Source organism: Streptosporangium sp. NBC_01755 (assembly GCF_035917995.1).
GTDB lineage: Bacteria > Actinomycetota > Actinomycetes > Streptosporangiales > Streptosporangiaceae > Streptosporangium.
Genome location: NZ_CP109131.1, coordinates 616,438 through 641,345 on the forward strand (window position 1 = coordinate 616,438; position 24,908 = coordinate 641,345).

Annotated in this window: 20 protein-coding genes; 7 read left to right on the top strand and 13 right to left on the bottom strand. The window is 70.7% G+C overall.

What is annotated here, in order from left to right; all coding sequences use genetic code 11:
• Positions 1–102: 102 nt before the first annotated feature.
• Positions 103–1,575: an LCP family protein gene (locus OG884_RS02565; RefSeq protein WP_326641717.1), complete on the top strand. Its 1,473-nt coding sequence runs from the start codon at positions 103–105 to the stop codon at positions 1,573–1,575.
• A 145-nt stretch (positions 1,576–1,720) separates the two neighbouring features.
• Here OG884_RS02565 and OG884_RS02570 read toward each other — a convergent pair whose 3' ends face one another.
• From OG884_RS02570 to OG884_RS02580, 3 genes are all read right to left on the bottom strand, one after another.
• Positions 1,721–2,734 carry an enolase C-terminal domain-like protein gene (locus OG884_RS02570; protein ID WP_326641718.1) on the bottom strand — a complete coding sequence of 338 codons (1,014 nt, stop codon included), beginning with the start codon at positions 2,732–2,734 and terminating at the stop codon, positions 1,721–1,723.
• 238 nt (positions 2,735–2,972) lie between these two features.
• Positions 2,973–4,325, bottom strand: coding sequence for an MFS transporter (locus OG884_RS02575; protein WP_326641720.1), 1,353 nt, complete (start codon positions 4,323–4,325; stop codon positions 2,973–2,975).
• 48 nt (positions 4,326–4,373) lie between these two features.
• On the bottom strand, positions 4,374–4,577 hold the full coding sequence (locus OG884_RS02580; RefSeq protein WP_326641722.1) for a hypothetical protein: 204 nt from the start codon (positions 4,575–4,577) through the stop codon (positions 4,374–4,376).
• Positions 4,578–4,695: 118 nt separating this feature from the next.
• On the opposite strand from OG884_RS02580, the gene nhaA reads away from it, so the two are divergent.
• Positions 4,696–6,006, top strand: coding sequence for a Na+/H+ antiporter NhaA (gene nhaA, locus OG884_RS02585; protein WP_326641724.1), 1,311 nt, complete (start codon positions 4,696–4,698; stop codon positions 6,004–6,006).
• A gap of 250 nt (positions 6,007–6,256) precedes the next feature.
• On the opposite strand, the gene OG884_RS02590 is transcribed toward nhaA, so the two are convergent.
• The 5 genes from OG884_RS02590 to OG884_RS02610 all read right to left on the bottom strand — a co-directional run bounded on the left by OG884_RS02590 (position 6,257) and on the right by OG884_RS02610 (position 13,845).
• The gene (locus tag OG884_RS02590) at positions 6,257–7,408 is read right to left on the bottom strand and encodes a VWA domain-containing protein (RefSeq protein WP_326641726.1); all 1,152 of its coding nucleotides are present in this window, start codon (positions 7,406–7,408) and stop codon (positions 6,257–6,259) included.
• On the bottom strand, positions 7,401–9,920 hold the full coding sequence (locus OG884_RS02595; protein ID WP_326641728.1) for a DUF5682 family protein: 2,520 nt from the start codon (positions 9,918–9,920) through the stop codon (positions 7,401–7,403). Before OG884_RS02595 ends, OG884_RS02590 begins: the two co-directional genes overlap by 8 nt.
• Positions 9,921–9,992: 72 nt before the next feature.
• Positions 9,993–11,060 (bottom strand): ATP-binding protein, encoded by a 1,068-nt coding sequence (locus tag OG884_RS02600; RefSeq protein ID WP_326641730.1) that lies wholly within the window; start codon positions 11,058–11,060, stop codon positions 9,993–9,995.
• The gene (locus OG884_RS02605) at positions 11,057–12,472 is read right to left on the bottom strand and encodes a DUF5691 domain-containing protein (protein ID WP_326641732.1); all 1,416 of its coding nucleotides are present in this window, start codon (positions 12,470–12,472) and stop codon (positions 11,057–11,059) included. Before OG884_RS02605 ends, OG884_RS02600 begins: the two co-directional genes overlap by 4 nt.
• On the bottom strand, positions 12,469–13,845 hold the full coding sequence (locus OG884_RS02610; RefSeq protein ID WP_326641734.1) for an SWIM zinc finger family protein: 1,377 nt from the start codon (positions 13,843–13,845) through the stop codon (positions 12,469–12,471). Before OG884_RS02610 ends, OG884_RS02605 begins: the two co-directional genes overlap by 4 nt.
• A 200-nt stretch (positions 13,846–14,045) precedes the next feature.
• Between OG884_RS02610 and OG884_RS02615 the strand changes: the two genes are divergently transcribed.
• Complete coding sequence (locus tag OG884_RS02615) at positions 14,046–14,477, top strand: cupin domain-containing protein (protein ID WP_326641736.1); 432 nt, start codon at positions 14,046–14,048, stop codon at positions 14,475–14,477.
• Positions 14,478–14,639: 162 nt separating this feature from the next.
• Positions 14,640–16,175 carry an aldehyde dehydrogenase family protein gene (locus OG884_RS02620; RefSeq protein WP_326641738.1) on the top strand — a complete coding sequence of 512 codons (1,536 nt, stop codon included), beginning with the start codon at positions 14,640–14,642 and terminating at the stop codon, positions 16,173–16,175.
• Between the two features lie 74 nt (positions 16,176–16,249).
• On the opposite strand, the gene OG884_RS02625 is transcribed toward OG884_RS02620, so the two are convergent.
• Entirely contained in the window at positions 16,250–16,429 is a 180-nt protein-coding gene (locus OG884_RS02625; RefSeq protein WP_326647126.1) for a hypothetical protein, read from the bottom strand.
• Here OG884_RS02625 and OG884_RS02630 point away from each other — a divergent pair.
• A complete protein-coding gene (locus OG884_RS02630; RefSeq protein WP_326646842.1) occupies positions 16,389–16,970 on the top strand; it encodes a methyltransferase domain-containing protein in 582 nt (193 codons plus the stop codon). The genes OG884_RS02625 and OG884_RS02630 overlap by 41 nt on opposite strands.
• Positions 16,971–17,047: 77 nt before the next feature.
• Here the strand turns inward: OG884_RS02630 and OG884_RS02635 are convergent, their stop codons facing one another.
• Positions 17,048–18,877, bottom strand: a complete 1,830-nt coding sequence (locus tag OG884_RS02635) for a M14 family zinc carboxypeptidase (RefSeq protein ID WP_326641741.1) — start codon at positions 18,875–18,877, stop codon at positions 17,048–17,050.
• A gap of 119 nt (positions 18,878–18,996) precedes the next feature.
• Complete coding sequence (locus tag OG884_RS02640; protein ID WP_326641744.1) at positions 18,997–19,404, bottom strand: ATP-binding protein; 408 nt, start codon at positions 19,402–19,404, stop codon at positions 18,997–18,999.
• 192 nt (positions 19,405–19,596) lie between these two features.
• Here OG884_RS02640 and OG884_RS02645 point away from each other — a divergent pair, with 192 nt between their 5' ends.
• Both OG884_RS02645 and OG884_RS02650 read left to right on the top strand, forming a co-directional pair.
• Positions 19,597–20,421, top strand: a complete 825-nt coding sequence (locus OG884_RS02645) for a helix-turn-helix domain-containing protein (RefSeq protein WP_326641746.1) — start codon at positions 19,597–19,599, stop codon at positions 20,419–20,421.
• A 33-nt stretch (positions 20,422–20,454) separates the two neighbouring features.
• Positions 20,455–20,685: a DUF397 domain-containing protein gene (locus tag OG884_RS02650; RefSeq protein WP_030922935.1), complete on the top strand. Its 231-nt coding sequence runs from the start codon at positions 20,455–20,457 to the stop codon at positions 20,683–20,685.
• A gap of 97 nt (positions 20,686–20,782) precedes the next feature.
• On the opposite strand, the gene OG884_RS02655 is transcribed toward OG884_RS02650, so the two are convergent.
• The gene (locus OG884_RS02655; RefSeq protein ID WP_326641748.1) at positions 20,783–23,704 is read right to left on the bottom strand and encodes an AAA family ATPase; all 2,922 of its coding nucleotides are present in this window, start codon (positions 23,702–23,704) and stop codon (positions 20,783–20,785) included.
• A 14-nt stretch (positions 23,705–23,718) separates the two neighbouring features.
• Positions 23,719–24,375, bottom strand: a complete 657-nt coding sequence (locus OG884_RS02660) for a hypothetical protein (RefSeq protein WP_326641750.1) — start codon at positions 24,373–24,375, stop codon at positions 23,719–23,721.
• Between the last annotated feature and the right edge of the window lie 533 nt (positions 24,376–24,908).

Sequence of the window (24,908 nt, forward strand, 5' to 3'; positions counted from 1 at the left end):
CCCGAGTTGTTCACCCACTTGTCGCCCGCGACCTGGTTTCGCCCCCCTACCATCTCCCTGCGGCGGTCAAGCGCGAGTCAGGCGCGAGGAAACGGGGAGCAATTGCGGGACAGATCAAAGCCGCCCGGCGTCGGCACGGTCATCGGCTGGACGGCACTGGCCGCCATCGTCCCGGGCGCCGCGCACCTGCGCGCCGGATGGCGAAGGACCGGGCTGGCACTCCTGTGCGCGTACGTGACACTGCTGCTGGTTCTGCTCTGGGTCGCGCTCACCTCCGACCTCGGTGATCTGGCCGGGCAACTGGTCTCCTCCTCCTGGCTGACCGGCGTCACGGTGGCCTCCCTGGCGCTCGGCACCGCCTGGTTCGTACTGGTCGTGCACTCGTTCGTGGTGATGAACCCCGGCACGCTGCCCGGCGCCGGGCAGGTGGTCACCGGGGTCCTGGCGGGAACTCTCTCGGTGGCCGTACTGCTGCCGTTCGGCCTCCTCGGGCAGTACGCGGCCGTCTCGCAGTCGGCACTGGACGACGTCTTCAACGCCCCGTCCACTCCGCGTCCCGCCACCGGCGGAGGTGGCGAGGATGACCCGTGGACGGGCCGCGACCGGGTGAACATCCTGCTGCTCGGCGGCGACGCCGACACCCACAGGGCGGGCGTGCGGACCGACAGCATCAATGTGGCCAGCGTGGACGTCAAAACCGGCAACACCGTGCTGCTGAGCCTGCCGCGCAACCTGGAGAACGTCCGCTTCGTCCCCGGCTCCCCCATGGCGAGGCGCTTCCCCGACGGGTTCCGGCTCCCGGCCAACCCGGACGGCTCGCGCGAGGACCTGCTCTTCGCCGTCTGGGAGTACGCCGACGCGCACCCGGAGATCTTCGGGGGCCGCCAGAAGCAGGGAGCGAAGACGCTCATCGACACGGTCGGCTACACGCTGGGGCTGAAGATCGACTGGTACGCCCTGGCCAACATGTGGGGCTTCGCCCGGTTGATCGACGCGATCGGCGGCGTGACGGTGACCGTGCCCCAGGACGTGGTCTTCGGCAAGTACAACGAGGGCCTGGTCAGGGCGGGGACCCGCAGGCTGCGCGGCGCCGACGCGATGTGGTTCGCCCGATCGCGCACCAACAGCGACGACTACACCCGGATGGGACGCCAGCGGTGCGTGCTGGGCGCCCTGCTCTCCCAGTCGGACCCGGCGACCGTGCTGTCGCGGTTCAACCAGGTCGCGCTGGCCACCAAGGAACTGCTGCGGACCGACATCCCGCGCCCGATGCTGGAGCACCTGGTCCCGCTGGCGCTGAAGGTCAAGAACGCCAGGGTGACCAGCGTCCAGTTCGTCCCGCCGCTGATCAACACCGGCTACCCCGACTGGAGCAGGATTCGCACGGTCACCGCGAAGGCCCTGCACTCCTCGGCCGTCACCCGGCGCCCCCTCACCGCCGCAGCCCCCACGGCCACCCCCACCCCCGCGCCCACGACCACGACCACGACCACCCGCGCGCCCCGCCCCGAGGCGAGCACCACGGCGAAGCCGGATCCGACCGCTCCCAAGGGCATCACCGAAGGCTGCGCCTGACCGCCGCCGCCCCGCGGCGACGGATGAAGACGGATGAAACGGAAGCGAGCCGGGCCCGGAGCGGTCCCGGGTTCCCCTCGGCCGCAGGTGTGGCCGCGGTAACGCTCACAGCCGAGGCGGACGTGACGGCAGTGTCAGAACCGTACTAGGCCGAGTACGACTCCCTGGACAGGCGGCGGACACGGTCCTCGTCGATGCGGTGGCCCAGGCCCGGCTGGGTGAGCGGCACGGCCACCACACCACCCGAGGCGCCCACCGGCGGGTCGACGATCTGCGCGCTGCGCGGCGGCTCGGCCACGTCGCAGGGCAGGCCGCAGCCGGGCAGGCTGGCCGCGGCGACGGTGGCCGCGCGCGCCAGCCCGGCGCCCAGGCCCCCGGCGCAGGCGATCTCCCATCCGGCGCGCACCGCGCGATCGTGCACCCGCCGCACCTGGCGCAGGGAGCCCAGGGCCGACGGGCGGAGCAGCAGCGCCCGGCCCGCGCCCGCGGCGACCGCCTCGTCCAGCTCCGCGGCGGAGGCAACCTCGAGCAGGACCGGGGCGGCGACGCGCTGCTGCAGGTCGGCGTGGTCGGCCAGGCCCGCGAGACCCGCGAAGGGGCGTTCGATCGCGGAGAGCCCGTAGGCGTCCAGTGCCGCAAGGGCGTCGACGTCGTGATAGGCGCCGCGGGCGTCCACGCCGATGCCCAGCACGGGGTACGCCTGACGGACGGCGCGCAACGGCTCGATGTCCCAGCCGGGGTGGACGTCCAGGGTGACGTGGGCGTACCCGGCGCAGACGTGCCGGTTCACCCGGGCGACCAGGCTCTCCAGGTTGCGGTCGGCGCCGATCCTGACGGTGGCCATGAGGGAGGTGCGGGTGCCGCCCAGCGCGTGGGCCAGCGGCACACCGCGCATCCTCGCCCACAGGTCCCAGCAGGCCATGTCGGCGGCGGATCCGCCGGGAACGGCGCCGAGCTCGTCGGGGTGCTCCCAGTCGACGCCGATCAGCGCCTGCGCGAGCCCCTCCTCCAGCGCGACCCAGGTCTTGGGAGCGGCGTCGACGACCTCGCCCCACCCGGTCATGCCCCCGTAGTCGGTGAGCCGGACAAGGATGCTCTCCGGCCGCCTGCCGTAGGACAGGATCAGCCGGAACACCTCAAGCTCACGGACACGCGGCATGACCCCCCCTTGATCTCTCCGGACTCGGAGAATTCAAGCTCGGAAAAAACGAATCCCGCCCGAAGGCGGGACTCCTCTCAACACCGGCAGGAACGGCGTTCTTCCCATGGTGCCACGGCGGCTTGCGAACGCCTCCTGCTCGCGGGGGTGGGATTTGGTCATCTCGTTCACCCGTCACCCGTCACAGTCGGAGAACGAGGCCACCAGGTTCACGATCCTTTTCGGCCCGGGAAAGGCGTCAGGTCCTGACCCGGCCGCTGATCAGGGCTCCGGTGCTCGCCATCAGCGCCGCCAGCCAGAAACAGAGCACGTAGGCGGCGGCCGAGGCGCCCAGTGCCGCCAGGAGCGCGCCGGCGACCGCGACGGAGACGACCGTGTACACCGACTCCGCGACCCCCAGTGACGCACTGTTCTCCCCCTCCTCACCCGGGGATGACAACTCCAGGACGAGCACCGACAGTGTCGGGTACACGATGCCCATGCCGAGCCCCAGGACGATCTCCCCGAGGAAGGCGGCGGCGACCGGAACGACGGCGAAGACGGTCAGGCCCATCAGCACGAGTCCCGCGGCGATCAGCACCGAGCCGCAACGCAGTACCAGGACACGGTCGAAGCGCCGGCGGCCCACCACCCACGAGCCGAACGACCAGCTCAGCGCGCCACCGGTCAGGGTGAGCCCGGCCATGGTGAGCGACAGGCCACGCTCCTGGTTGAGCATCAGCGGCAGGAACGCCTCTCCGCCGATGACCGCACCCGCGACGATGCCCCGCAGTGAGATCACCGAGGGCAGACCCCTGGCCGCGCGCAGGGTTCCCTTGGGGAGCAGCCGGGGCAACGCCGCGACCAGCGCGGCCAGACCGACGACGAGCAGGACGAACCCGGCGCCGCGCGCCGCGCCGCCGTACTGCATCAGTGCCGCGCCGACCGCGACGAGCACCGCCCAGCCCAGCCGCCGCGCGATCGAGGAGCGCGGGCCGGTCGGCGGCCGGTCCGACATCGGCGCGGCGGCCAGCCCGCGCCAGAGCAGCAGCGCCGCCGGGAGAAGGAGCACCGTCACGCCGATGAAGACCCAGCGCCAGCCCGCTTGCTCCACCACAAGACCGGTGATCACCGGCCCCACCATGGAGGGCACCACCCAGGCCGTCGCGAAGATCGAGAACACCCGAGGGTGGATCTCCGCCGGGTAGACCCGCGAGACCAGCACGTACATCGCGACCTGGAAAACGCCCCCGCCGAAGCCCTGCACGAACCGGCCCACGACGAACATGTCCATCGTCGTCGCCGCCCCGGCCACGACCAGCCCGGCGGCGAAGAGCGCCACACCGGCCCAGAGTGGCGCGACCGGCCCCCTGACGTCGCCCCACCGCCCACCCAGCACCGTCGCGATCACCCCGGCCGCCATGGCCCCGCTGAACGCCAGCCCGTACAGCGCGTGACCGTCCAGCTCGTTGGCCACGACCGGCATGGCGGTGGCCACCGCGAGATATTCGAAGGCGACCAGGGAGATGAGCGCCACCATCCCGACGGTCAGGGCACGGTGGCGCGGGGCGAATATCCCGGCAGAACGCTTTTCGCCCGTCGTGGTAATCATGGGCCGACGGTACGCCCGATGCCCGGCCCCTGACATCGGGCCTCCGCGTCAGTCCTTGGTCGTAGGACCGGCGTCCTGGATGTGGGAGACCAGACCTCTCAGGAGCAGGTCGAGCCCGAACTCGAACCGCTCCGTACCGTTGGCGCCCACCAGGTTGTCGATCTGGGCGACGAGGGCGAGAAGCCGCTCCCACTGGGGCGTGGAGAAGTGACCGGGTGGAAGGGATCGGGAGAAGAACCTGCGGGCGGCCAACGCCGGCCCTCATCTGCCCCCGGCGGGGAGGGCCTTCCGCTCCGCGGGTACAGTAACCGGTGGTGCGCCGGGAAGTCTGGTCGGCAGTGGCTGACCCGACCCCGAAAATGGAGCACTGATGACCGGAACCCCGCCTGGCACGCCTCGCCTGCTCGGCCTGGGCTCGTGGCCCGAGGCCCGCCGCGTCGCCGACATCCTCCGCAAGGAGACCGTCGGCGGGGCGCTGCTGCTGGTCGGCGCGGTGGTGGCGATGCTCTGGGCGAACTCCCCGTGGTCAGGTGCCTATGACGCGCTGCGTGCGGTCAAGGTCGGCCCCGCGGCGCTGCACCTGGATCTGAGCCTGGCAACCTGGGCCGCCGACGGGCTGCTGGCGATCTTCTTCTTCGTGGCCGGTCTGGAGCTGAAACGTGAGTTCGTCGCCGGCGACCTGCGCCAGGTGCGGCGGGCCGCGGTGCCGGTCGCGGCCGCACTCGGCGGGGTGATCGTCCCGGCCGTGCTGTACCTGCTGCTCACCCTCGACAGCGGTGCCGGCGCTGCCAGGGGCTGGGCGATCCCGACGGCCACCGACATCGCGTTCGCCCTGGCCGTGCTCGCGGTCATCGGCCGGTATCTCCCCACGGCGCTGCGTACCTTCCTGCTCACCCTGGCCGTGGTCGACGACCTGGTGGCCATCGTCATCATCGCCGTCTTCTACACCGAGCAGCTGTCGGTGCTGCCGCTGCTGGGCGCGCTGGTGCCGCTGGCGGTCTTCGCCATGCTGGTGCAGCGCCGGGTACGCGCCTGGTGGCTGCTGCTGCCGCTGGCCGCCGCCACCTGGGCGCTGATGCACGCCTCGGGCGTGCACGCCACCGTCGCCGGCGTGCTGCTGGCCTTCACCGTGCCGGTCCTGCGCAGCGAGCGCGCCGGTGGCCCGGAGGCCGGTCCCGGTCTGGCCGAGCACTTCGAACACCGCCTGCGGCCGCTCTCCGCCGGGGTGGCCGTGCCGGTGTTCGCGTTCCTCTCAGCCGGGGTGGGCCTCGGCGGCCTGAGCGGTCTGGCCACCGCCCTGAGCGACCCGGTCGCGGTGGGGGTCGTCGCCGGGCTCGTGGTCGGCAAGCCCCTCGGGATCATGCTCGCGACCTGGCTGGTGGCCCGCTTCACACACGCCCACCTGGACGAGGGCCTGGCCTGGGTGGATGTGGCCGGGCTGGCCGTCCTGGCCGGTATCGGGTTCACCGTCTCCCTGCTCATCGGGGAGCTGGCCTTCGGTGTTAGCAGCGAGCGTGACGCCCACGTCAAGGTGGCGGTCCTGACCGGCTCCCTGATCGCGGCACTGGCGGCGACACTGATCCTTCGCCTGCGCAACCGCACCTACCGGCGCATCCACGAGGCCGAAACCGTCGATCACGACCACGACGGCATCCCCGACGTCTATCAGGAGCGTTCCTGAGAGACCGCGGAGATCAGGAGCGTTCCTGAGAGGCCGCAGAACCGTCCTGACCACGGAGAAGAGACGCGGCTCGACGCGCCCGTGAGAGGCCACCGGGCGGGGAGCCGTCCGAGACGGCCACCTGACCGGCCCGCACAACGGCGGGTGTCAGGTGCCATCGGATCGAGGAGCCGCGCTGGGGCCGGATTCGGCCCCTGACGTCCTGGAGAGGGTGGGCCCCCGTGGCCTTGCCTCCCTCACCAGGACGGGATCAGGTGGCGGTGTGCTCCAGCCGACGCTCGGCCCACTGGCCGATGTCGCGGCGCTCGATCGCCGCGGCCATCAGGTCGGGGAAGACGTCGGGGGTGCAGGCGAAGGCGGGCACCCCCATGGCCGCGAGCGCCGCGGCGTTCTCGTGGTCGTAGAAGGGCGCGCCCTCGTCGGAGAGCGCGAGCAGCACGATCACCTGGACGCCGGCCGCGGTCATCTGGGCGACCCTGCGGAGCATCTCCTGCCGTACGCCACCCTCGTAGAGGTCGCTGATCAGGATGAAGATCGAGTCGCTGGGGCGGGTGATGAGGCCCTGGGCGTAGGCGATGGCCCGGTTGATGTCGGTGCCGCCGCCGAGCTGGGTGCCGAACAGCAGCTCGACCGGATCGTGGAGCTGGTCGGTGAGGTCGACGACCGCCGTGTCGAAGACGACCAGCGAGGTCTTCAGCGAGCGCATCGAGGCGAGCACCGCGCCGAAGACGCTCGAGTAGACGACGGAGGCGGCCATCGACCCGCTCTGGTCGATGCAGAGCACCACCTCTCGCTGGACCGCCCGCTGCCTCCTGCCGTATCCGATCAGCCTGGACGGGACCACGGTGTTGCGGTCGGGCAGGTAGTTCCTCAGGTTGGCGCGGATCGTGCGGTCCCAGTCGATGTCGGCGACCCGCCTGGGCCGGTGGGTCCTGGCCGAGCGGTCCAGAGCGCCGGTCACGGCGGCCTTCGTCTTCTGCACCAGCCGCCGCTCCAACTCGGAGACGACCTTGCTGACCAGCGCCCTGGCCGACTCTCGCGCCTTCTCGGGCATCACCCGGTTGAGCGACAGGAGGGTGCCGACCATGTGGACGTCCGGCTCGACGGCCTCCAGCATCTCCGGCTCCATCAGCAGCCGGGTCAGGTTCAACCGCTCGACGGCGTCCTTCTGCATGACCTGGACGACGGTCGAGGGGAAATAGGATCGGATGTCGCCCAGCCAGCGCGCCACCCTGGGTGCGGAGGCGCCCAGGCCACCGCTCCGCTCGGCCGAGCCCTCGCCCCCGTTGTACAGCGCTGCCAGTGCCCCGTCCATCTGGGCGTCGGTTCCGGCGAGCGAGCACCCGGTGCCGTCGGCGTCACCGCCCAGGACCATCCGCCAGCGGCGCAGCCGCTCATCCATCGATGCTCCCCGTCCTTCCCAGAATCGTCAGCACGGTCCGCACGGCCGCCGCCGCGCGTTCCTCGTCGAAGTCCTCCGCGTCTGGTGCCCGGCCTGCGCCGCCGCCGGTGCCCGTGCCTGCGCCGAGAGAGCGGACGCGCGAGCCGATCGAGCGCCGCTCAGGGGCGGCGAAGGCGCCGAACGTCCTGCGGAGCAGGGGCAGCACGTCGACGAAGGTCTCCGGGGCGAGTCCGATGAGCCACTCGTCGACCAGCCCGAGCAGCCGGGAGTCGTGTACGAGCAGCAGCCCGCCCCCCGAAAGGAACCCCTCGATCCAGGCCGCCGCCCTGGCCGGCGGGTGCCCCGCCGACATCGCCAGTGACATCCGCCGGCCCACCTCGGCCGTGTCGAGGTCGGCCGCGTCCAGCAGGATCCTGGTGAGCCGACCCTCGATGAGCCCGTGCAGGTCGCTCCGGCCGGAGGCTCCGCGCAACGCCACCAGCCACCGCCCCTGCGATGGTTCCTCCCCTGAGTCGGCAGAGCCTCCTACCGGACGGGCGGGCTCGTCGTCGAGCAGGGCGACGGCGGCGTGGACGGCGTCTATGTGGCGGATCAGGTCGCGGGCGGCGTCGTCGTCGAGACCGGTGACGGCGCCACCGAGACCGACGCAGATCCTGGTGAGCATGGCCAGGGCGATGGTGGCCAGGCCGGTGGCGGGGGTGCCGCGCACGTCGCCGTAGCGCTGGGCGCGGACCATCGCCGGGAGCGCGGCCATCAGGTGCGTGACGTCGCCGTCGAGCGCGGCCCGCGCCGATAGGGCATCCAGCACGTGCGGCAGCGCCTCCGGCAGGTCGGCGAGCAGGCAGCGCTCCACCAGGCCGGTGAGCCCGGCCAGCGTGACCCCGCCGGACGCCCCGCCACCGGACATCGCGCCGGACCCGCCCGGCCCGCCGCCTCCCGGTCCGGGTATCCCCGACCCGGGCGTCGCGCCGGGTGTCGTGATCCGGGTGGCCGTGCCGAGCGCCCTTCCCCCGTCGGCGAGGTCGCGGACGCGGGCGGCGGCCGCCGCAGGGACGGTCGTGCCCCAGGCGCTCGCCTCGATCAGGTCGATGTCGAACTCGGGCCGCCAGGTGAGCGACCACGACTCGCGGAAGGTGCCCTTGCCCCGGCTCTCCTGGGGGGCGCCCCAGCCGACGCCGAGCAGGCGGAGCCTGTGCAGCAGCCTGCTGCGCTCCAGGTCGAGGGGTTTGCGCAGGTCGAGGTCGTACTCACGGTCGAGCGCCTCGGGCTTGAGCCTCACCCGCCGCTGCTCCTCGCGCAGGTGGCGCTGGAGGGGGACCATCGGGGTGGTGTCCGGCACCTGGCCGAGCCGCTCCCCCACGACCATGCGTCGCTGGATCAGCTCCACCGGCAGGTCGTCGCCCTCGCACAGCACCGCCCTGACCGCCTCGGTGACCTCCGCCAGCCCGGCCAGGGGCCGCCCCCTGAGCACGGCCAGGCTTTCGGCGAGCCGGACCGCCTCGATGACGTGGGCGGAGGAGACCGGCAGGTCCTCCTCCCTGAGCACCCCGGCCGCCCCGGTCAGCCACCGCTCGACGGGACGGTCGGGGGAGGCGAACAGGTGGTGGTACCAGCCGGGGGAGGTCACACCCGCGCCGTACCCGCTCCAGGAGGCCAGCCGCCCGTACGTCCACGGCACCCAGGTGATCTCGGCCCTGACCTTGGGCAGCCCTCTGAGCAGCGCGTCGTCGGCCTTCGCGGTGGGCAGCCCGGCTCCCCAGGGCGCTCCCTCACGCGCCGTGCCCGCCAGCGCGGGGACGTGCCAGGCCCCGCAGACCACGGCGATCCGCTCGAACCCGTCCCTGACCGCTCTGCGGATCGTGCGCCGCATGAAGGCTTCGCGCCGCGCCTCGTACTCGTCGGCGACATGTCCCTCGCGGACCGCCTCCACGGCCTCGGCGATCATGTGGAACGGGGTGTCGCCGCGGTGCTCGACGGCGTCCTCCCACCACCGCTCCGGGTCGTCGTATCCGGCGGCGCGGGCGAGGGCCCCGATCGGATCGATCCGTACGACCTCCGGAGTGACATCACCCTTTTCGCCGTCATGCGCCGTTTCAGCACGGAGGTCTGGAGCCTCCGTATCCGGTGCGCGCGCCCCGGCTTCGTCCGGATCCTTCCCCCGCTGTGGTTCGGCGTCACCGGTCGTGTCAGGGCGGGAGGCGAGGCTGTGCGCGGCCGGCAGGTCGCAGAAGCGGACCGGGATGCCCGCCCCGACGGCGTGGCGGAGTGCCTGCCACTCGGGGGAGAACACCGCGAACGGCCAGAACGCGGCAGTGGACGGCTCGCCCGGCACGTGGGCGAGGAGCGCCACCGGCGGCTGAAGGCCGGGGTCACGGGCCAGCTCGACCAGTTCGTCCGCCTCGGGCGGGCCCTCGATGAGCACGATGTCCGGCTTGAGGCGGTCGAGCTCGTCGCACAGGGACCGCGCCGACCCGGGACCGTGGTGCCGAACCCCCAGCACGGAGACGCTCACCGTTGCCCCCCGCCCGGTGAGGAAGCCGCCTCACCGGCCGTCGGAAGCGGCCCCCTCTCCGAGGTCACCGCCTCAGCCCGCGTCACGGCAGGCCCGGTAGAAGTCGCGCCAGTCCTGACGCTCGCGCACCACGGTCTCCAGATACTCGCGCCAGACGACGCGGTCGGAGACCGGGTCCTGGATCACCGCACCGGCGATGCCCGCGGCCACGTCGGAGGGGCGGAGCACCCCGTCGCCGAAGTGCGCGGCCAGCGCGATGCCGTTGGTGAGGACGGAGATGGCCTCGGCGGTGCTGAGCGTGCCGCTGGGGGATTTGACCTTGGTGCGGCCGTCCTCGGTGACACCGGTGCGCAGTTCCCGGAAGACCGTGACGACGCGGCGGATCTCCTCCAGCCCGGTGAGGGTCTCGGGCAGCTCCAGGGAGCGGCCGAGCTGGCCGACCCTGCGGGAGACGATGTCCACCTCCTCCTCTGCGGTGGCCGGCACCGGCAACACGACCGTGTTGAACCGGCGGCGCAGTGCGCTCGACAGGTCGTTGACGCCGCGGTCACGGTCGTTGGCGGTGGCGATGATATTGAAACCTCGCTCGGCCTGCACCTCCCGGTTGAGCTCGGGAATCGGCAGCGTCTTCTCCGACAGCACGGTGATCAGCGCGTCCTGGACGTCGGAGGGCATCCGGGTCAGCTCCTCCACGCGGGCCAGCCGCCCCTCGGCCATCGCCCGCATCACCGGGCTCGGCGTGAGCGCCTCCATGGACGGGCCCTCGGCCAGCAGCCTGGCGTAGTTCCAGCCGTAGCGGATGGCCTCCTCCGCGGTGCCCGCCGTTCCCTGCACGAGGAGTGTGGAGTCACCGCTGATCGCGGCGGCCAGATGCTCCGACAGCCAGGTCTTGGCGGTGCCCGGCACGCCGAGCAGCAGCAGCGCGCGGTCGGTGGCGAGCGTCGCCACGGCCACCTCGACGATGCGCCGCGGCCCGATGTACTTGGGGGTGATCTGGTCGCCGTCACCGAGGACGTAGGTGGTCACCGCCCAGGGCGACAGTTTCCAGCCCGGCGGACGGATCCGGTCGTCGCCCTTGGCCAGGACCGCCAGTTCCTCGGCGTACTGGTCTTCGGCGTGGGCCCGCAGAACCGTTGTCACTGTGTGAGCTCCTTCAACATGTCGTCGCGGAAACGCAGGAGGGCGGCGACCTCCTGGATGGACGGCTCCAGCGAGAGCCGCCCGGCCATGTCGTGCAGTGCCGGATCGATGCGTTCACCGGCGAGCTTGGTCAGCTCGCCGAGGTTCCACGGCTGGGTGCCGGACACCTCGATGATCTTCTGGAGGACCGCCGTGGCCAGGGCCGGCCCCCAGGGGGCCGCGGCCCCGCCGAGAACCATGATCAGTTGGCCGTCCAGGCCGTGCCGCCGTACGAAGTCGGCCGCGACGCTCTCCTGTCTGTCACGGGGCAGCGCGGCCAGCAGGTCGGCGATCGGATCCCAGGCGAACAGCTCCAGCGCCCACTCCGGGTCACCCTGGAGAACGGCGGCCCTGACCCAACCGGCCATGACCTCGCGGCTCCAGTCAACGATCTTCATGCGGACCAGCTCCCGGGGCGGCCGGCCGAGCAGCCGGGGCCAGACTTCGAGCGGTGTGCGGGCCACGGCCTGCTGCAGCCACCAGCCCCGCTCGCCGGTCCCCCGGGGTGCCTTCGCCCGGATGCCGTCGCGTTCCATGGTGCTGTCGCAGGCCACCGGCGGGTCGACGTGGATCTCACCGCCGGCGACGGTGACGTACCGGGCGACGCGCTCTGCCATGCGCAGGGCCAGGCGCGATCCGGGGAGCCGGGTGAGCAGGTCGGCCGCCTGGTGGCGGACCTCTCGGCGGCGGTCGTCGAGCGCGGACTCCAGGAACGGCTCGTCCTCCGGCGACAGCCCGGCGCTGAGAGCCTCCAGGAACGCCGCCCTGTCGTCGGGGCCCTCCTTCTCCCAGGTGGCGGCGAGCAGTTCCCTGGCCCTCGTCGGATCGGCCGTCCGCAGCTCGCCCAGGTGGACGCGACGGTCACCCGAGGTGCCGAATTCCCAGACCTGCGAGGTCGGCTCGGAGCCGGTCGCGGCCACTCCCGTGACCTCCTCCAGCAGGAAGCCCCACGCCGGGTTCAGCCCCGCCAGCCAGCGCCCCCGGTTTCCCGCCAGGACACCGAGGTACGGGCGGATCGACCTGTCCCTGGCCGCGTGGTCGAGGAGCTCGGGCAGCAGGTGGGGCGAGAGGCGGTATCCACGCCCGGCCGCGGTCTCCAGCCACTCGGTGAGCAGTCTCGGCTGCTCACCACCGAGAACGCGGGCGAGCCTGTCGCCCGCGGCGCGCGAGACCTCGGGCCGCTCCTCGGGCGCCGCGAGGGCCGGCGGCTCGCCCGGGGCGATCGGCCGCCGTCCCGCGCGCATCCGCAGGGTGTGCACGGCCGCGTGCCCGAGCAGCTCGACCTCGCTCGCTCCCTCCCCCGGCAGCGGGCGCCGGTCGGTCCCGACGAGCGCGGTGGACACCAGTTCCTCCCAGTCGGCGGAGGCGTTCACAGGGTGATCACCCGGCCTTCCTCATCCCAGGTCGTGAGGGGACGCAGGCCCCTCGGGGTCCATTCGGCGGCGACGGTCAGCGGGTGACCGCCCGAGGTGGCGACCAGCCGCCACGGGGTTCCCACGGACTCCTGGAGCGGCAGCCCGCCGGAAGGGCCGGCTAGGAGCCGCGAACCACTCCCCGCGGGGGTCACCCCCTCCAGCACGAGCGGCCAGGAGTCGAGCCAGGGGTCACCCGCCAGAGCCTCGGCCACCTCGTCCAGTGCCCGCTCGATGGTCAGGCCGGGCGGCGGACCGCTTGGGGCGGCATCATGGGCGGTGTCGTAGCGGGCGGCGACCACCGCGCGCAGCGGAGTCGAGCCTGGATAGAACGCCAGGTCGGCGTCCACGGTCGTGCCGGTGACGAGCGAGGCGTCGAGGGCCTGTCCGACCGGCGCGAACGAGAGCACCAGCGCCGCCCTGCCCGTCCGGCGCCCGCGCAGCCAGACCCGGCGCGCGATCAGCCGGTCGTGCTCCTCGTCGCGCCGTCCCAGCACGTCCCACAGGTCGCGGACGGGCTCCCCCGCGAGCACCTCCTCCTTCGTCACCGAGAAACCGACCCGGTCGCGCACCCTTTCCAGAAGCCCCGCGGGCGCGACTTCCGGCACATTCCCTGAGCCGTCGCCGACCCCACCGTCGACCCCACCGTCGGCCGGAGCCGAGAGACTGCGGTGGGCCACGCAGAGCAGGTGCAGCAGCGCGTACTCGCTGAGCAGGCGGGCGGGCCAGTCATCGCCGTCCAGCACGGTGTTGAGACGCGACAGCGACCCCGCGACGGCGGGCGCCTGGGCGTCGATCAGGCGCTTGACCAGGTCGTCCCACTGGTCGTGGCGCCGTGACCCGGCGAGGCCCTGCCTGATCTGGTCGGCGAGCCAGCGCTCCAGATCCGACAGACCGGCGGCCACGCGTTGCTCGCGCAGCGCGGCCCTGCGGCTGTCGGCGGGACCCGCCTCGCCGGACCTGGCGGCGCGGGTCGCCCCCGCCTCCGCCGCCCTGGCCGCGCGGTCGCGCCGCCCGTCGAGCCACTCACCCACCCAGTCGGCGACCTCCTCCGCGGCGGGGACACCGTTGGCCGACCACAGGAGCAGCAGGCCGAGAGCGTGTTTGCACGGGAACTTCCTGCTGGGGCAGCTGCACCGGTAAGCGGGCTCGGACAGGTCGACGCAGGCCCGGTAGGGCTTGGAGCCGCTGCCCGCGCACTCGCCCCACACCGCGTCGGCGGTGACTCCGGCCCCCGACCACTTTCCGGGGGAGGAAATCGTCCCCGCCGCTTTCTGGGACGAGGCGTCGGGCGCGAGCGCCAGCACCTGATCCCGATTCCACCGTTCGATCACGGACCGAACCTAGCCAACCCCCCCGACAAATCCGGACCGATCTAGCGCAGCCCATCACCATCCCCTCCGATGACTCCCGCACCGATTCCCCCGCATCGCACCGGAGTACCCGGAAGGCGACTCCAAGCCGCCGCGTAATCCTCCCCGCACACCGGTCGCACGGCCCGTCCGGCGGAACCGGAGTCCCTAGAATCTTCGCCATGACCATCCCTTCCCGTCCTCCGCTCGCCGAGACCCTGGATCTGCTGCCGCACCCCGAGGGCGGCTGGTTCCGCGAGACCTGGAGGACCTCCGTCGACCTCACCCCGCCCGGGTACGCCGGAGCGCGGGCCACCGCGACAGGCATCTACTTCCTGCTGGAGCCCGGCCAGGAGTCACGCCCGCATGTGGTCGCCTCCGACGAGGTGTGGTTCTGGCACCGGGGCGGCCCGTTGACACTGATCCTCGGCGGCCACGAGGGCCAGCCCTCCCACTCCGTGACCCTGGGTCCGCTGGTGGAGGAGGGGCAGGTCCCGCAGGCGGTAATACCCGGCGGCACCTGGCAGGCCGCCCGTCCCGCCGGCGACGAGGGCGTACTGGTGAGCTGCGTCGTGTCCCCCGGTTTCGACTTCGCCGACTTCCGCATGCTTTGACGGACAACGCGACGAGCGGCATGACGGACAACGCGACGGACAACGCGACGAGCGGCGTGACGACGGTGTGGCTGACGATGCTGTGACGACCTTCCGCCCGATGTGACGGCTTCGCTTCGCACGGGAAGAATACGGTCACAAGTCCACACCGGGAGGTCGAAGGTGACCAGCGAGATCGTCTCCGTCATCGGCGGAAAAGAAGCGTCCAACGGCACGGCCTACGAGTCGGTCAACCCGGCTCGCCTGGACGAGGTGGTCGCGCGGGTCCGGCTGGCGGACGCGAGCACGTTCTCCTCCGCGTGCCGCACGGCCACCGCGGCCCAGCGGGAGTGGTCGCGGGTTCCCGCGCCCGTCCGGGGGCGGGTGATCGCCTCGATCGGCCGGCTGGTGGAGGCCAATGCCGAGGAACTGGCCCGCCTGGTCACCCGCGAGATCGGCAAACCGTACGCCGAGGCGCTGGGCGAGGTACGCGAGATCGTCGACACCTGTGACTTCTTCCTCGGCGAGGGCAGGCGGCTGTACGGGCAGACGGTCCCCTCGGAGATGCCGGACAAGAACCTGTTCACCTTCCGGGTCCCTGTGGGGGTGGCCGCGGTGATCACGGCGGGAAACTTCCCGGTCGCGGTGCCGTCGTGGTACCTGGTCCCGGCGCTGCTGTGCGGCAACGCGGTGGTGTGGAAGCCCGCCGAGTACGCGGCTGCCTCCGCGCACGCGCTCTACCGGCTGTTCGCGGCGGCCGGGCTGCCCGACGGCGTGCTGAACCTGGTCCTCGCCGACGGCGCCGCGACGTTCGAGGGCCTGGAGGCGGCGCTGGCCGAGGGCACGGTGCACAAGGTCGGGTTCACCGGATCCACCGAGGTGGGCCGCGCCGTCGGCGAGCTGTGCGGGCGCCACCTGCAGTCTCCCTGCCTGGAACTGGGCGGCAAGAACCCGATGGTGGTCATGCCGGACGCCGACCTGGACTTGGCCGTGGAGGGCGCGCTGTTCGCGGGCTTCGGCACCGCCGGGCAGCGCTGCACGTCACTCGGCACGGTGATCGTGCACGAGAGCGTCCATGAGGAGTTCCTCCGCCGGTACACGCGCGCCGTGGCAGAGGCGGCGATCGGCGACCCCGCCGGGGATGTGCTCTGCGGCCCGCTGCTCGATGAGAGGTTCGCCTCGCGCTACGAGGAGTACCTGGGCTGGATCCAGCCGCACCACACCGTCGTCTCCGGTCTCACCGGCCGCATCACCCCGGACAACCCGCGCGCCGACTTCACCGGTGAGGGCGGCCTCTACTACCATCCGGTCATCGTGGACGGCGTCCGCCCCGACGACCGGCTCTTCCTGGAGGAGACCTTCGGCCCCGTCGTCGGCGTGACCCCCTTCGCCACCCTGGAGGAGGCCGTCGACCTGGCCAACCTTCCCGGCTACGGGCTCTCCTCCTCCATCTACACCACCGACCCGAGGTCGGCGTTCCACTTCCGCGCCGGCATCGGCGCGGGCATGGTCAGCGTCAACAACTCCACCTCCGGTGCGGAGGCCCACCTGCCTTTCGGCGGCAACGGCAGGTCCGGCAACGGCAGCCGCCAGTCGGGGATGTGGGTCCTCGACCAGTTCACCCGCTGGCAGGCGATGAACTGGGACTACTCGGGCAGGCTCCAGAAGGCCCAGATGGACGTCGCCGAAATCGTCCCCGACCTGGACTTCCGCCTCTGACGCCCGGGAACCGTCTGGACCCCCGCCACGGTGGCGGGGGTCCAGACGGTCACCGGTGCCCTGTGGCGGCGGGTTCAGTGGTGGGGCAGCACGTGTGCGAAGAGCGCGAAGCCCGTGAAGAGCAGGAACGCGACCGCGATGAGGGAGTACAGCAGGGCCGGCTGCGGCATACGGCGACGCGGCCGGGGGTCGGCGGGCGAGGAGGCGCTCGGAGTGGCCCGCGCGGAGGCGAGGCGGCGCGGGCGCTCCGACATCGGGTTCTCCGTGGCGGACGCGCACGCGCTGCCCTTTCCCGACGACACCTTCGACGTCGTCCACGCCCACCAGGTACTTCAGCACGTCGGCGACCCCGTACTGGCGCTGCGCGAGATGCGGCGGGTCTGCAGGCCGGGTGGGATCGTCGCGGTGCGCGACAGCGACTACGCCGCGTTCACCTGGTTTCCCGAGATACCCGAACTGGACGAGTGGCTGGACCTCTACCGCAGGGTGGCGAGGGCGTGCGGCGGCGAGCCCGACGCCGGGCGGCGACTGCTGTCGTGGGCGCACACGGCGGGATTCACCGACGTCTCGGCCACCTCATCGACCTGGTGCTTCGCCACGCCCGAGGACCGAGCATGGTGGGGTGGCATGTGGGCCGAGCGGGTTCTGAAGTCCGACATGGCCCGCCTGGCCCTCGCCTCGGGCGGCGCCACCGAGGGGGACCTGCGCCGCCTCTCCGAGGGCTGGCGCGCCTGGGCCGGGGAGCGGGACGGCTGGCTGTCGCTGCTCCACGGCGAGCTGATCTGCCGCGTCTGACCGGCGCCGGAACCTTGCCGCGAGGTTCTCGCGGAGCAGGTCTCGGGGCGCCCCGGCGAGGGCGCCCCGAGAATTGGTCAGGGCTGCTGAGTGATCTTGACGTTGTCGATGCCGGCCTCGACCAGGGATGCGGTCGAGGCGTCGGAGGCCTCGATCAGGATGCGGACCGTCTGGCCCGCGAAGGCGGAGAGGTTGGCCGTGGCGACCGCCCAGGCCCCGTTGCGGTTGGAGGCCGCGCCGAGTTGCTGGAACACCTGGGTGGTGGTGGAGCCGACGACCTTGACGCGCAGGAAGTCGGCGGTGGAGGAGTTGGAACCGTGCGCCAGGTACCACGACAGCGACAGGTTCAGCGTCCCGGTCGACGGCAGGGTGATGGCCGGTGACTGGATGGCGGTGACGCCTCCGTCGATGTCGTGGTCACCCGCCGCGGTGCCGGCGAGGCGGCCGGTGACCAGGTCGTTGGTGCCGCTGACCGTGGTGCCGAGCTGCTTGGCGCCGCTGGAGGTGGTGGCCTGCGGGACGCCGCGCTCCCACTGGCCCGAGGTGGCGGTGTCGGTGCCCGAGGGGTTGGCCGTCCAGCCGGTCGCCGTCTCGAAGGTGTCGGAGTAGACGGTCACCGGCGGGGTGCCGGTGCCGCAGTACTGCGACTCCTTGCCGATGATGCGGTAGACGCAGTCGGAGTACTCCAGGAAGCGGAGCACGGCTTCGCGGTTACGGGTGGTCTGCGGGACGATCTGCTCGTCGGGAGGGTAGAAGCCCGGCGAGGAGGATGCCGGATACATCTCGAAGGTGTAGCTGAAGATCTTGTGGACGCCCCACAGCCAGTCGTCGATCGTGCCGTCGGTGATGTAGAGGTCGCTGGCCTGCTGGGGGGTGTAGTTGTTGGTGGTGGCCATGTTCTGGCCCAGCGTCGCGTGGGCGTCGCGGTCGTCCTGGGTCAGGCCGGGGCCGGTGTCGTTGTAGGTGTAGCCGTACGGCCACAGGATCAGCTCGCCGTAGGTGTGCCAGTCGATGTGCGCCTTGACCTGCTGCACCCCGCCGACGACCCTGCTGCGGACCCAGTTGGACACCGCCCTGACCTCGGGAGCCGACTCGGCCGCGGAACCCCGGTAGGTCTCGCTGGAGGTGGAGCCGGAGGAGCCTCCGCAGCAGCCCCAGTTGTAGCCCCAGTTGCGGTTCATGTCCGTGCCCACGGACGACGAGCCGGAGTTGGGTTGCCGGTTCTTACGCCAGGAGCGGTAGGAACCGTTGGCGATGTCGTACTCGCCGCCGTCGGGGTTGAGGTCCGGCATGATCCAGATCTCACGGCCGTTGACCAGGTTGGCGATCCGACCGTCGGTGGTGTAACCATCGGTGAGCAGGTTGAGCAGGTAGATCGCCATTTCGACGGTCAGGTGCTCGCGAGCGTGCTGGTGGTGGGTGAACAGCACCTCGGGTTCGTCCTCGTCGACGTTGACGTTGTCGCTGATCTTGATGGCGATCAGGTCGCGTCCCTCGTACGAGGTGCCGTAGCTGATCTTGCGGGCGATCGCCGGGTGGTCGGCGACGATCTGGTTCACCGCGGCGGTCATCTCGGCGTAGTTGTGGTAGCCGGAGTCGGCGGAGGGGAAGTCCGAACGCTGTTCGGGTCCGGTCTGGGATAAGGACTTGGGGATCTTCGTAACGGTGTGGCCGAGTTTCTTGATCTCGGCGACCTCGGCCTCGCTGGCGGTGACCACGACCGAGTCAGGATCGACCTGGTCGATCGCGGCACCGGTGGCCGCGATCGCGCTTCGCTGCTGAGAGGTGCTCGGCCCCTGGACCTTGTACTGGCTGTTCGGTGGCGGCTCGGCCGAGGCTCCCGCCCCGGTCACACCGAGACATAACAGCGCCAGGGCGGCGAACACCACGATCAGACGGCGTCTCACCTGCGTCCTCCTCAGACACGCGCTCTAGGGGTTTGTCGCGTGCCTCCACTGAGAGTCAGACAGGGATGTTGATTAGCAAAGGCCCAAATTTCAGGAGCCGCGTGATTTCCGCGCCGAGATCAGAAGACGACCTCGAACCAGAGCGTCCTGGCGCCCTCAGGAGCGTCGTCCTGGATGCCCCAGTTGTCGGCGAGCAGGTCCACCAGGAACATGCCTCGGCCGCCCTCCGCCTCGGGGTCGTTGCGCACGTGCGGCATCGACGCGCCGGACCCGGCGTCACAGACCTCGACCAGCACGGCGGCCGACCCCACCGCCACGGTCATCGCGACCTCTCCGCCCCCTCCGGAACCCGAGTGGAGCACCGAGTTGGTCACCACCTCGCTCACCAGGAGAATGACGTCGTCGGACGCGGGGTGCCCCTCGCCCAGAAGTTCCCTGACCCGGCTCCGCGCCATGGACACCGATTCCGGAACCCCCTTGAGGGTCACGGTGGATCGAGGTGAGACGGCCTGCCGTCCGGTCGTCATGGTTGACCTCACTCCCCGACACGCATATTCCATGCACATCGCCCTCTGAGATGGCACACTCACTCACGGTGAACTGTTCTATCAAGGACTGCAATACCTCATGTTGAGATTCCGCAGATTTCCTATCAAAGGACGGAGGGAGGTAGATGCGTGGCTTCTCGACGCAGCCCCACGGCCCGTCATCGCCGCCTGATGGCTGAACTGAACCGTCTGCGAAAGGACAGCGGGCTGACACGGGTGGAGGTGGCCGAGCGGATCGGCTCCACCGACACCACCGTCTGGAGATACGAGACGGGCCTGACCCGTCCCCGCCCCTCGGACGTGTCGGCCCTCACCGATGTGTACGGCGTGACCGGGGAGGCACGTGAATCCCTGATCCAGATGGCCGTGGAAGCCCGGCGGCGAGGCTGGTGGCACCCCCACCGCCAAGCCCTCAAACCGGGCTTCGACTCCTACATCGGGCTTGAGGCGGAGGCGTCGCTCGTGCGCTCGTACGAGCCGCTCGTCGTCCCCGGCCTGATGCAGACCGAACCGTACGCACGCGCGGTGATCGAGGCGACCTCCATTGTCCAGACCCCCTCCCAGGTCGAGGAGACGGTCTCCGTGCGCATCTCGCGCCAGCGGTTGCTGCACGGACCCGGTGACCCGATCCACCTTGTCGCGGTGCTCGACGAAGCAGTGATCCGGCGTCGGATCGGCGGGCGCGACGTCATGTCGGAGCAGTTGGAGCATCTCGTCCACCTCGGTGCGCTGCCCAACGTGGAGATCCGGGTCGCCCCGTTCTCCGCGGGAGCGCACGCGGCGATGGACGGCAAGTTCTGCCTGCTCAGCTTCCCCGAGCCCGAGGTTCCCGACCTGCTCTATCTGGAGCAGGCCGCGAGCGGGCTCGTGCCGGACGACCCGGAGCAGGTCAGCCGATACGCCTCCATGTTCGAGAGCCTCTGCGAGATGGCACTCGGCCAGGAGGCTTCGGCGGCTTTCATCGCCCAGATGGCGAGAAGGTTTTCCACCCCCTAGCCGTAGAAGGAAGAAAAAGTGCGAGGGTCCACGATGGATCTGTCCGACGCCGAGTGGCGTAAGAGCGGTCGCAGCACCAACGGAGGCGACTGTGTGGAGGTGGCGGTCGTCCCCGGTGATCCGGCCGTTGCCCGGCACAAGGCCGACGCCGATCGGCTTTACCTCGTCCGCGACTCCAAGGACCCGGGCGGCCCGGCTCTGGCGTTCACCCGGAGCGAATGGGACGCCTTCGTCGGCGGTGTGAAGGACGGCGAGTTCGACTGACGGACCTCCGGGGGAACCTCACCGGTTCCCCCGGAACCTTCCGACCGCACAGCCCGCCCGCGGCCTCGGCCCGGCGGGCTGTGCGTGTTCGAAGCCGTCAGCGTAAAGGCCGCTCATCGGTGCCCTTGTAGCCGAGGACCCGCATGGCGACCTCGGGGTCCATCGCCGCGGCGAGCAACTGTGCCCGTTCCACGGCACTGTCACGCTGGGCTTCCGCCCTGGCCCTGGCGGCCTGTGATCCCCGGGTGACCGCGGCGACGATGCCCGCTCCCACGATCGCGGCCACTGCGGCGACGAACACCACCGTGAACATGCCGGTCTCCGGCGAACCCGCCCCGCCCGTCGCGAGCGTCCCGCCGTTGAGCGTGTAGACGCCCAGCAGCGTGAAGGCCGCCAGCGCCGCCAGGCCGGCCGCGACCAGGAGCACCACCCTCAGCCGCCCACCGCGCGGCGCGGGGACGACGGGCGGTGGAGGCGGTGGTGGAAACGGCACAGGCGGTGGCGGTGACGGCCTGGGCACCGGACCGTCGTCACCCCACGGTACGAAGTCCGGCTCGGCCATGACCGCCGAGGCCGGCGCGGCCGACATTATGGAGCCGTGGCCGTTGCCCGTGAGCACCGCCCCCTGGACGACCGCGGCGGCGGGTTCGAGCCGGAGCAGGACCGTCGGGACGGGAAGGGTGCGTGACACGTGGCTGTGCTCGCGATGCGCCCGCGCCGCCTCCAGGTGATACTCCTCGATCTCGGTGTAGAAGTCGTCCGAGAGATAGACCGAGCCGTCGACCAGCGGCCCCTGCCTCCGCTCCAGGATCGCGACCACGTCCTCACCGTTGAGCGTCTTGTGCGTCTCCAGCGCGTGGGCCAGGCACAGGACGTCTCTCCGGTGCTCCCGCAGCAGTTCCTCGGTCCTCTCCAGCAGGCGCACCAGGTTGAACTCGATGCGCTCACCCAGCACGTCGGGGGCCGGCGGCTGCCCGCCGCCCGGCGCCTTGGTGAAACCGATGCCCCCGCCACCGGGCTTGGGCATCGACTTGCCCCCCATGATCTCCAACTCCTGCAGCGCGGGCACCGAGGTCACCCCACGCCCCATGCCCCAGTGCGCCTCCATCAGCGCGGTGAGGTACGTCGCGGAGAACAGGTCACCCGAGACGCCGGAGGAGTTGTCCTCGCCGAAGAACATCCGCTCCCCCGCCAGCGAGGCGAGCGAGACCATGATGTCGGCCTCGTGCTCGGACTTCCAGCGGGTGAACTGGTCCTCGGGCTTGATGCTCGCGACCATGCCGAGATAGTCGGCGCCCTTCTCGATCGTGGCGATGTCGATCTCGAGGTGGTAGCGGGTGCGGTAGGCCGCCACGGCGTGGCATGCCTCGTGCACGGCGACCGCGTGCCGTTCGCGCTCGATGTACTCCACGTCCTCGGGCGGCCCGAGCTGCTTGAGCCGTTTGGCCCTGGTCACGTCCGACCAGGTGATGATCTCCCGGCCGTCACGGATCGCGGTGATCAACGACTCGTTCACCAGGTCCTTGATCGTGGCACCGGTGGCGTAGGGCGTGATCGTCGCCAGCTTGTCCAGCTGCTCGTCGGTCAGCTCGTGGTCGACCTTGTCGAAGTAGCCCCGGTAGGTGCGGACCCGGCCCGCCTTCGACGGGTAGCCCACCTTGTAGATGCGGTCGATACGGCCCGGCCGCAGCAGCGCCTCGTCCAGCGAGTTGGGCATGTTGGTGGCCATCATGACCAGGATCCGGTACTTCGGCGGCGGCTTTGGCCGCATGCCGAAGAGCCTTCGCACGTGCCGGTTGACGATGCCTCGCGGCTTCTTCAGGCCCGACAGCTCGGTGAGCAGCGCCTGCAGCGTGCCCGGGTCGCCGCCTCCGCCGCCCATACCGCCCATCATGAAGCGGCTGCGGCCGGTGTCCGGCTCCTGCTGTTCCGCCGCGCCGTTGCGGGTCAGCAACCAGCGGGTGTCCTCGCTGAGGTAGCCGAATCCATGGCATCCTGCGGCGTGCGGGGAGAATCCGGGGCCACCCCTGGGCCCCTGCTGCGCCAGCGAGCCACGCCGTCCGAGGGAGTCGGCCTCGTCGAAGAAGACGATCACGCCCCCATACCGCAGCGACAGCTTGCGGAGCTTCCTGAACAGCGACTTCACCTTCAGGATGCCGATGCCCATGAACATGTTGACGAACGCGCCGGGGTCGACGAACACGTACGGCTTGCCGGTCTCCCCCGCCACGGCCTCGGCCATCAGGGTCTTGCCGGTGCCCGGCGGGCCCCACAGCAGCAGGCCGCTGGGCACGTAGCCACCGCGCTCCTCGATCGCGTCCGGCCGCTCCAGGAAGACGATGTTCTCCTTGACCCGCTCGACGACGTGGTCCTGTCCCCAGACGTCGGTGAAGCGGGTCTTGATGTCGTCGGGGAAGTAGGTCTCCACACCGCCCCGCGACAGCAGCCAGAACAGGCCGATGAACTGGAAGGCGATGAAGAAGAACGCGAAGGCGAGCTGTGCCACGTACGGCAGCGCCTGCCAGAGCAACGCGGGCGCCTGGAACAGCGCGAGCGCGGGAGAGGTGTCCAGCACCTCGCCCAGGATGAGGGCGAGCACCGCGATCCAGAACAGCCACTTGATGGCACGCGCCATCCTGAAGCGGTTCCAGTCGGAGAAGCGGCGGTGGGTCCAGCTCTCGAAGCCGCCGAACACACCGCGCGTCCAGAACCGGTTGTATCCGGCGGAGCGCTCGCTGACGAAGAAGTGGAGCTGGCGCAGGAACTCGGCCCCCAGGAACCAGAAGATCCACGGCGCCGCGACAGCGGTGGTGATCATCGCATCCTGGAACGTCATGATGCCCTCGAATGAGGCCATCTCGCTCCATACCAGGATGAAGTAGATGATTGTCAGGATGAGGAGGAATTTGATCCGGTCCCAGAACGGCATCTTCTTGCGTTTGTCGGGATGCGGGTCCGTCGGACCTGAGCCGGGGGCCCGCAGTCCTTCGAAGGTGGGGGGCGGCGGAGGTGACTTCATGTACGGGCTTCTCCTCACCCGGCGAGTCGTTTGACCTTGAAAGATTGCGCGATCCTGTCGAATTCCCCGGCGCGCTTCCGGTAACAGGCGGCCGAGCAGCGGATCAGCAGGGTGGAGATCTGCTTGCCGTCCGGGGCCAGATAGGAGGTGAGGTCGAAGGTCTCCGTCCCGGCGCCCTCGATCGCGTAGTTGAACCGCACGTGCACCCCGCGCAGGCCGTCTCCGGGCTGAAGCACCTCGTCGGCGAGAAGCTCGAAGTTCCTCAGCGGGTAGCCGGGGATCTCCGCGTACTCCTTGCGCACCGTCTCGGTGACGGGCAGGACGGAGTTACGCATGCTGTTCAGGGAGAGCGCGTCCTGCTCCTCGGGGAGGAGCTTGGCGATCCGGGCGAAGACGAATGGTTCGTCCTCGGTGCCGTAGCCGAGCAGGTGATCTGGAGACGGCTTGCTGTGGGCGTCGTAGGCGGTCGACCAGATGAGCTGTTTGCGCAGCTGCGCGGTGGCCGATTCGAGGTCGGCTCCGATGGTCGCCTTGTCCAGCGCCGTCTGGTCGACCTTCTGCCAGGCCGCCGGAACCTTGAAGTATGTCTGCCCGTCGTCGTGGCGGACGTAGGTGAACTCCGCACGTGCACATCCCGTGAGCCCGCCGGCCATGGCGGAACCAACCGCCACGGCAACCAAGGCGAACCCGGCCCTCGATCTTCTCACCAGGGCTGTACCTCCGCTTTACGGGTTAACGAGGTGGTTGTGCCCGTTTTTTAAGCGCCTCTCTCCTGTCTCGACCCATTCTCCTTAGGAATCTTGACCAAATCTTGCCGGGAACCCGACTTCACTTGTTACAAATCTCCGCCGTTGGCCTCACCACATCATTGAACCCTCCGCCTCCGCCTCCGCCGCAGACCGGAGGCAGACGGGCGTCCCCTCCGCCTCGGCCCGCGGCGGGAACCCCCAAGGGAATCCACTCAAAGCGATGCCCCTTTTATCCCTTCGCCGCCCATACATGCTTCTATAGGGATTTTCTAGGGTATGGAGCGATACAATTATGGAAACGGGATGCTCTTCCCACATTCACCGCAACGGGCGGCGGCCCTGGTCAATGTCGTCTTTCTCCGTGGTGTGCCGGCGGGGTCCGACCTCGAAGACCCGATGGTGCTGAACGGCGCCGCCCCCGGACCGAATCGGGCCGGGCCGGAGACGCGAGGGAC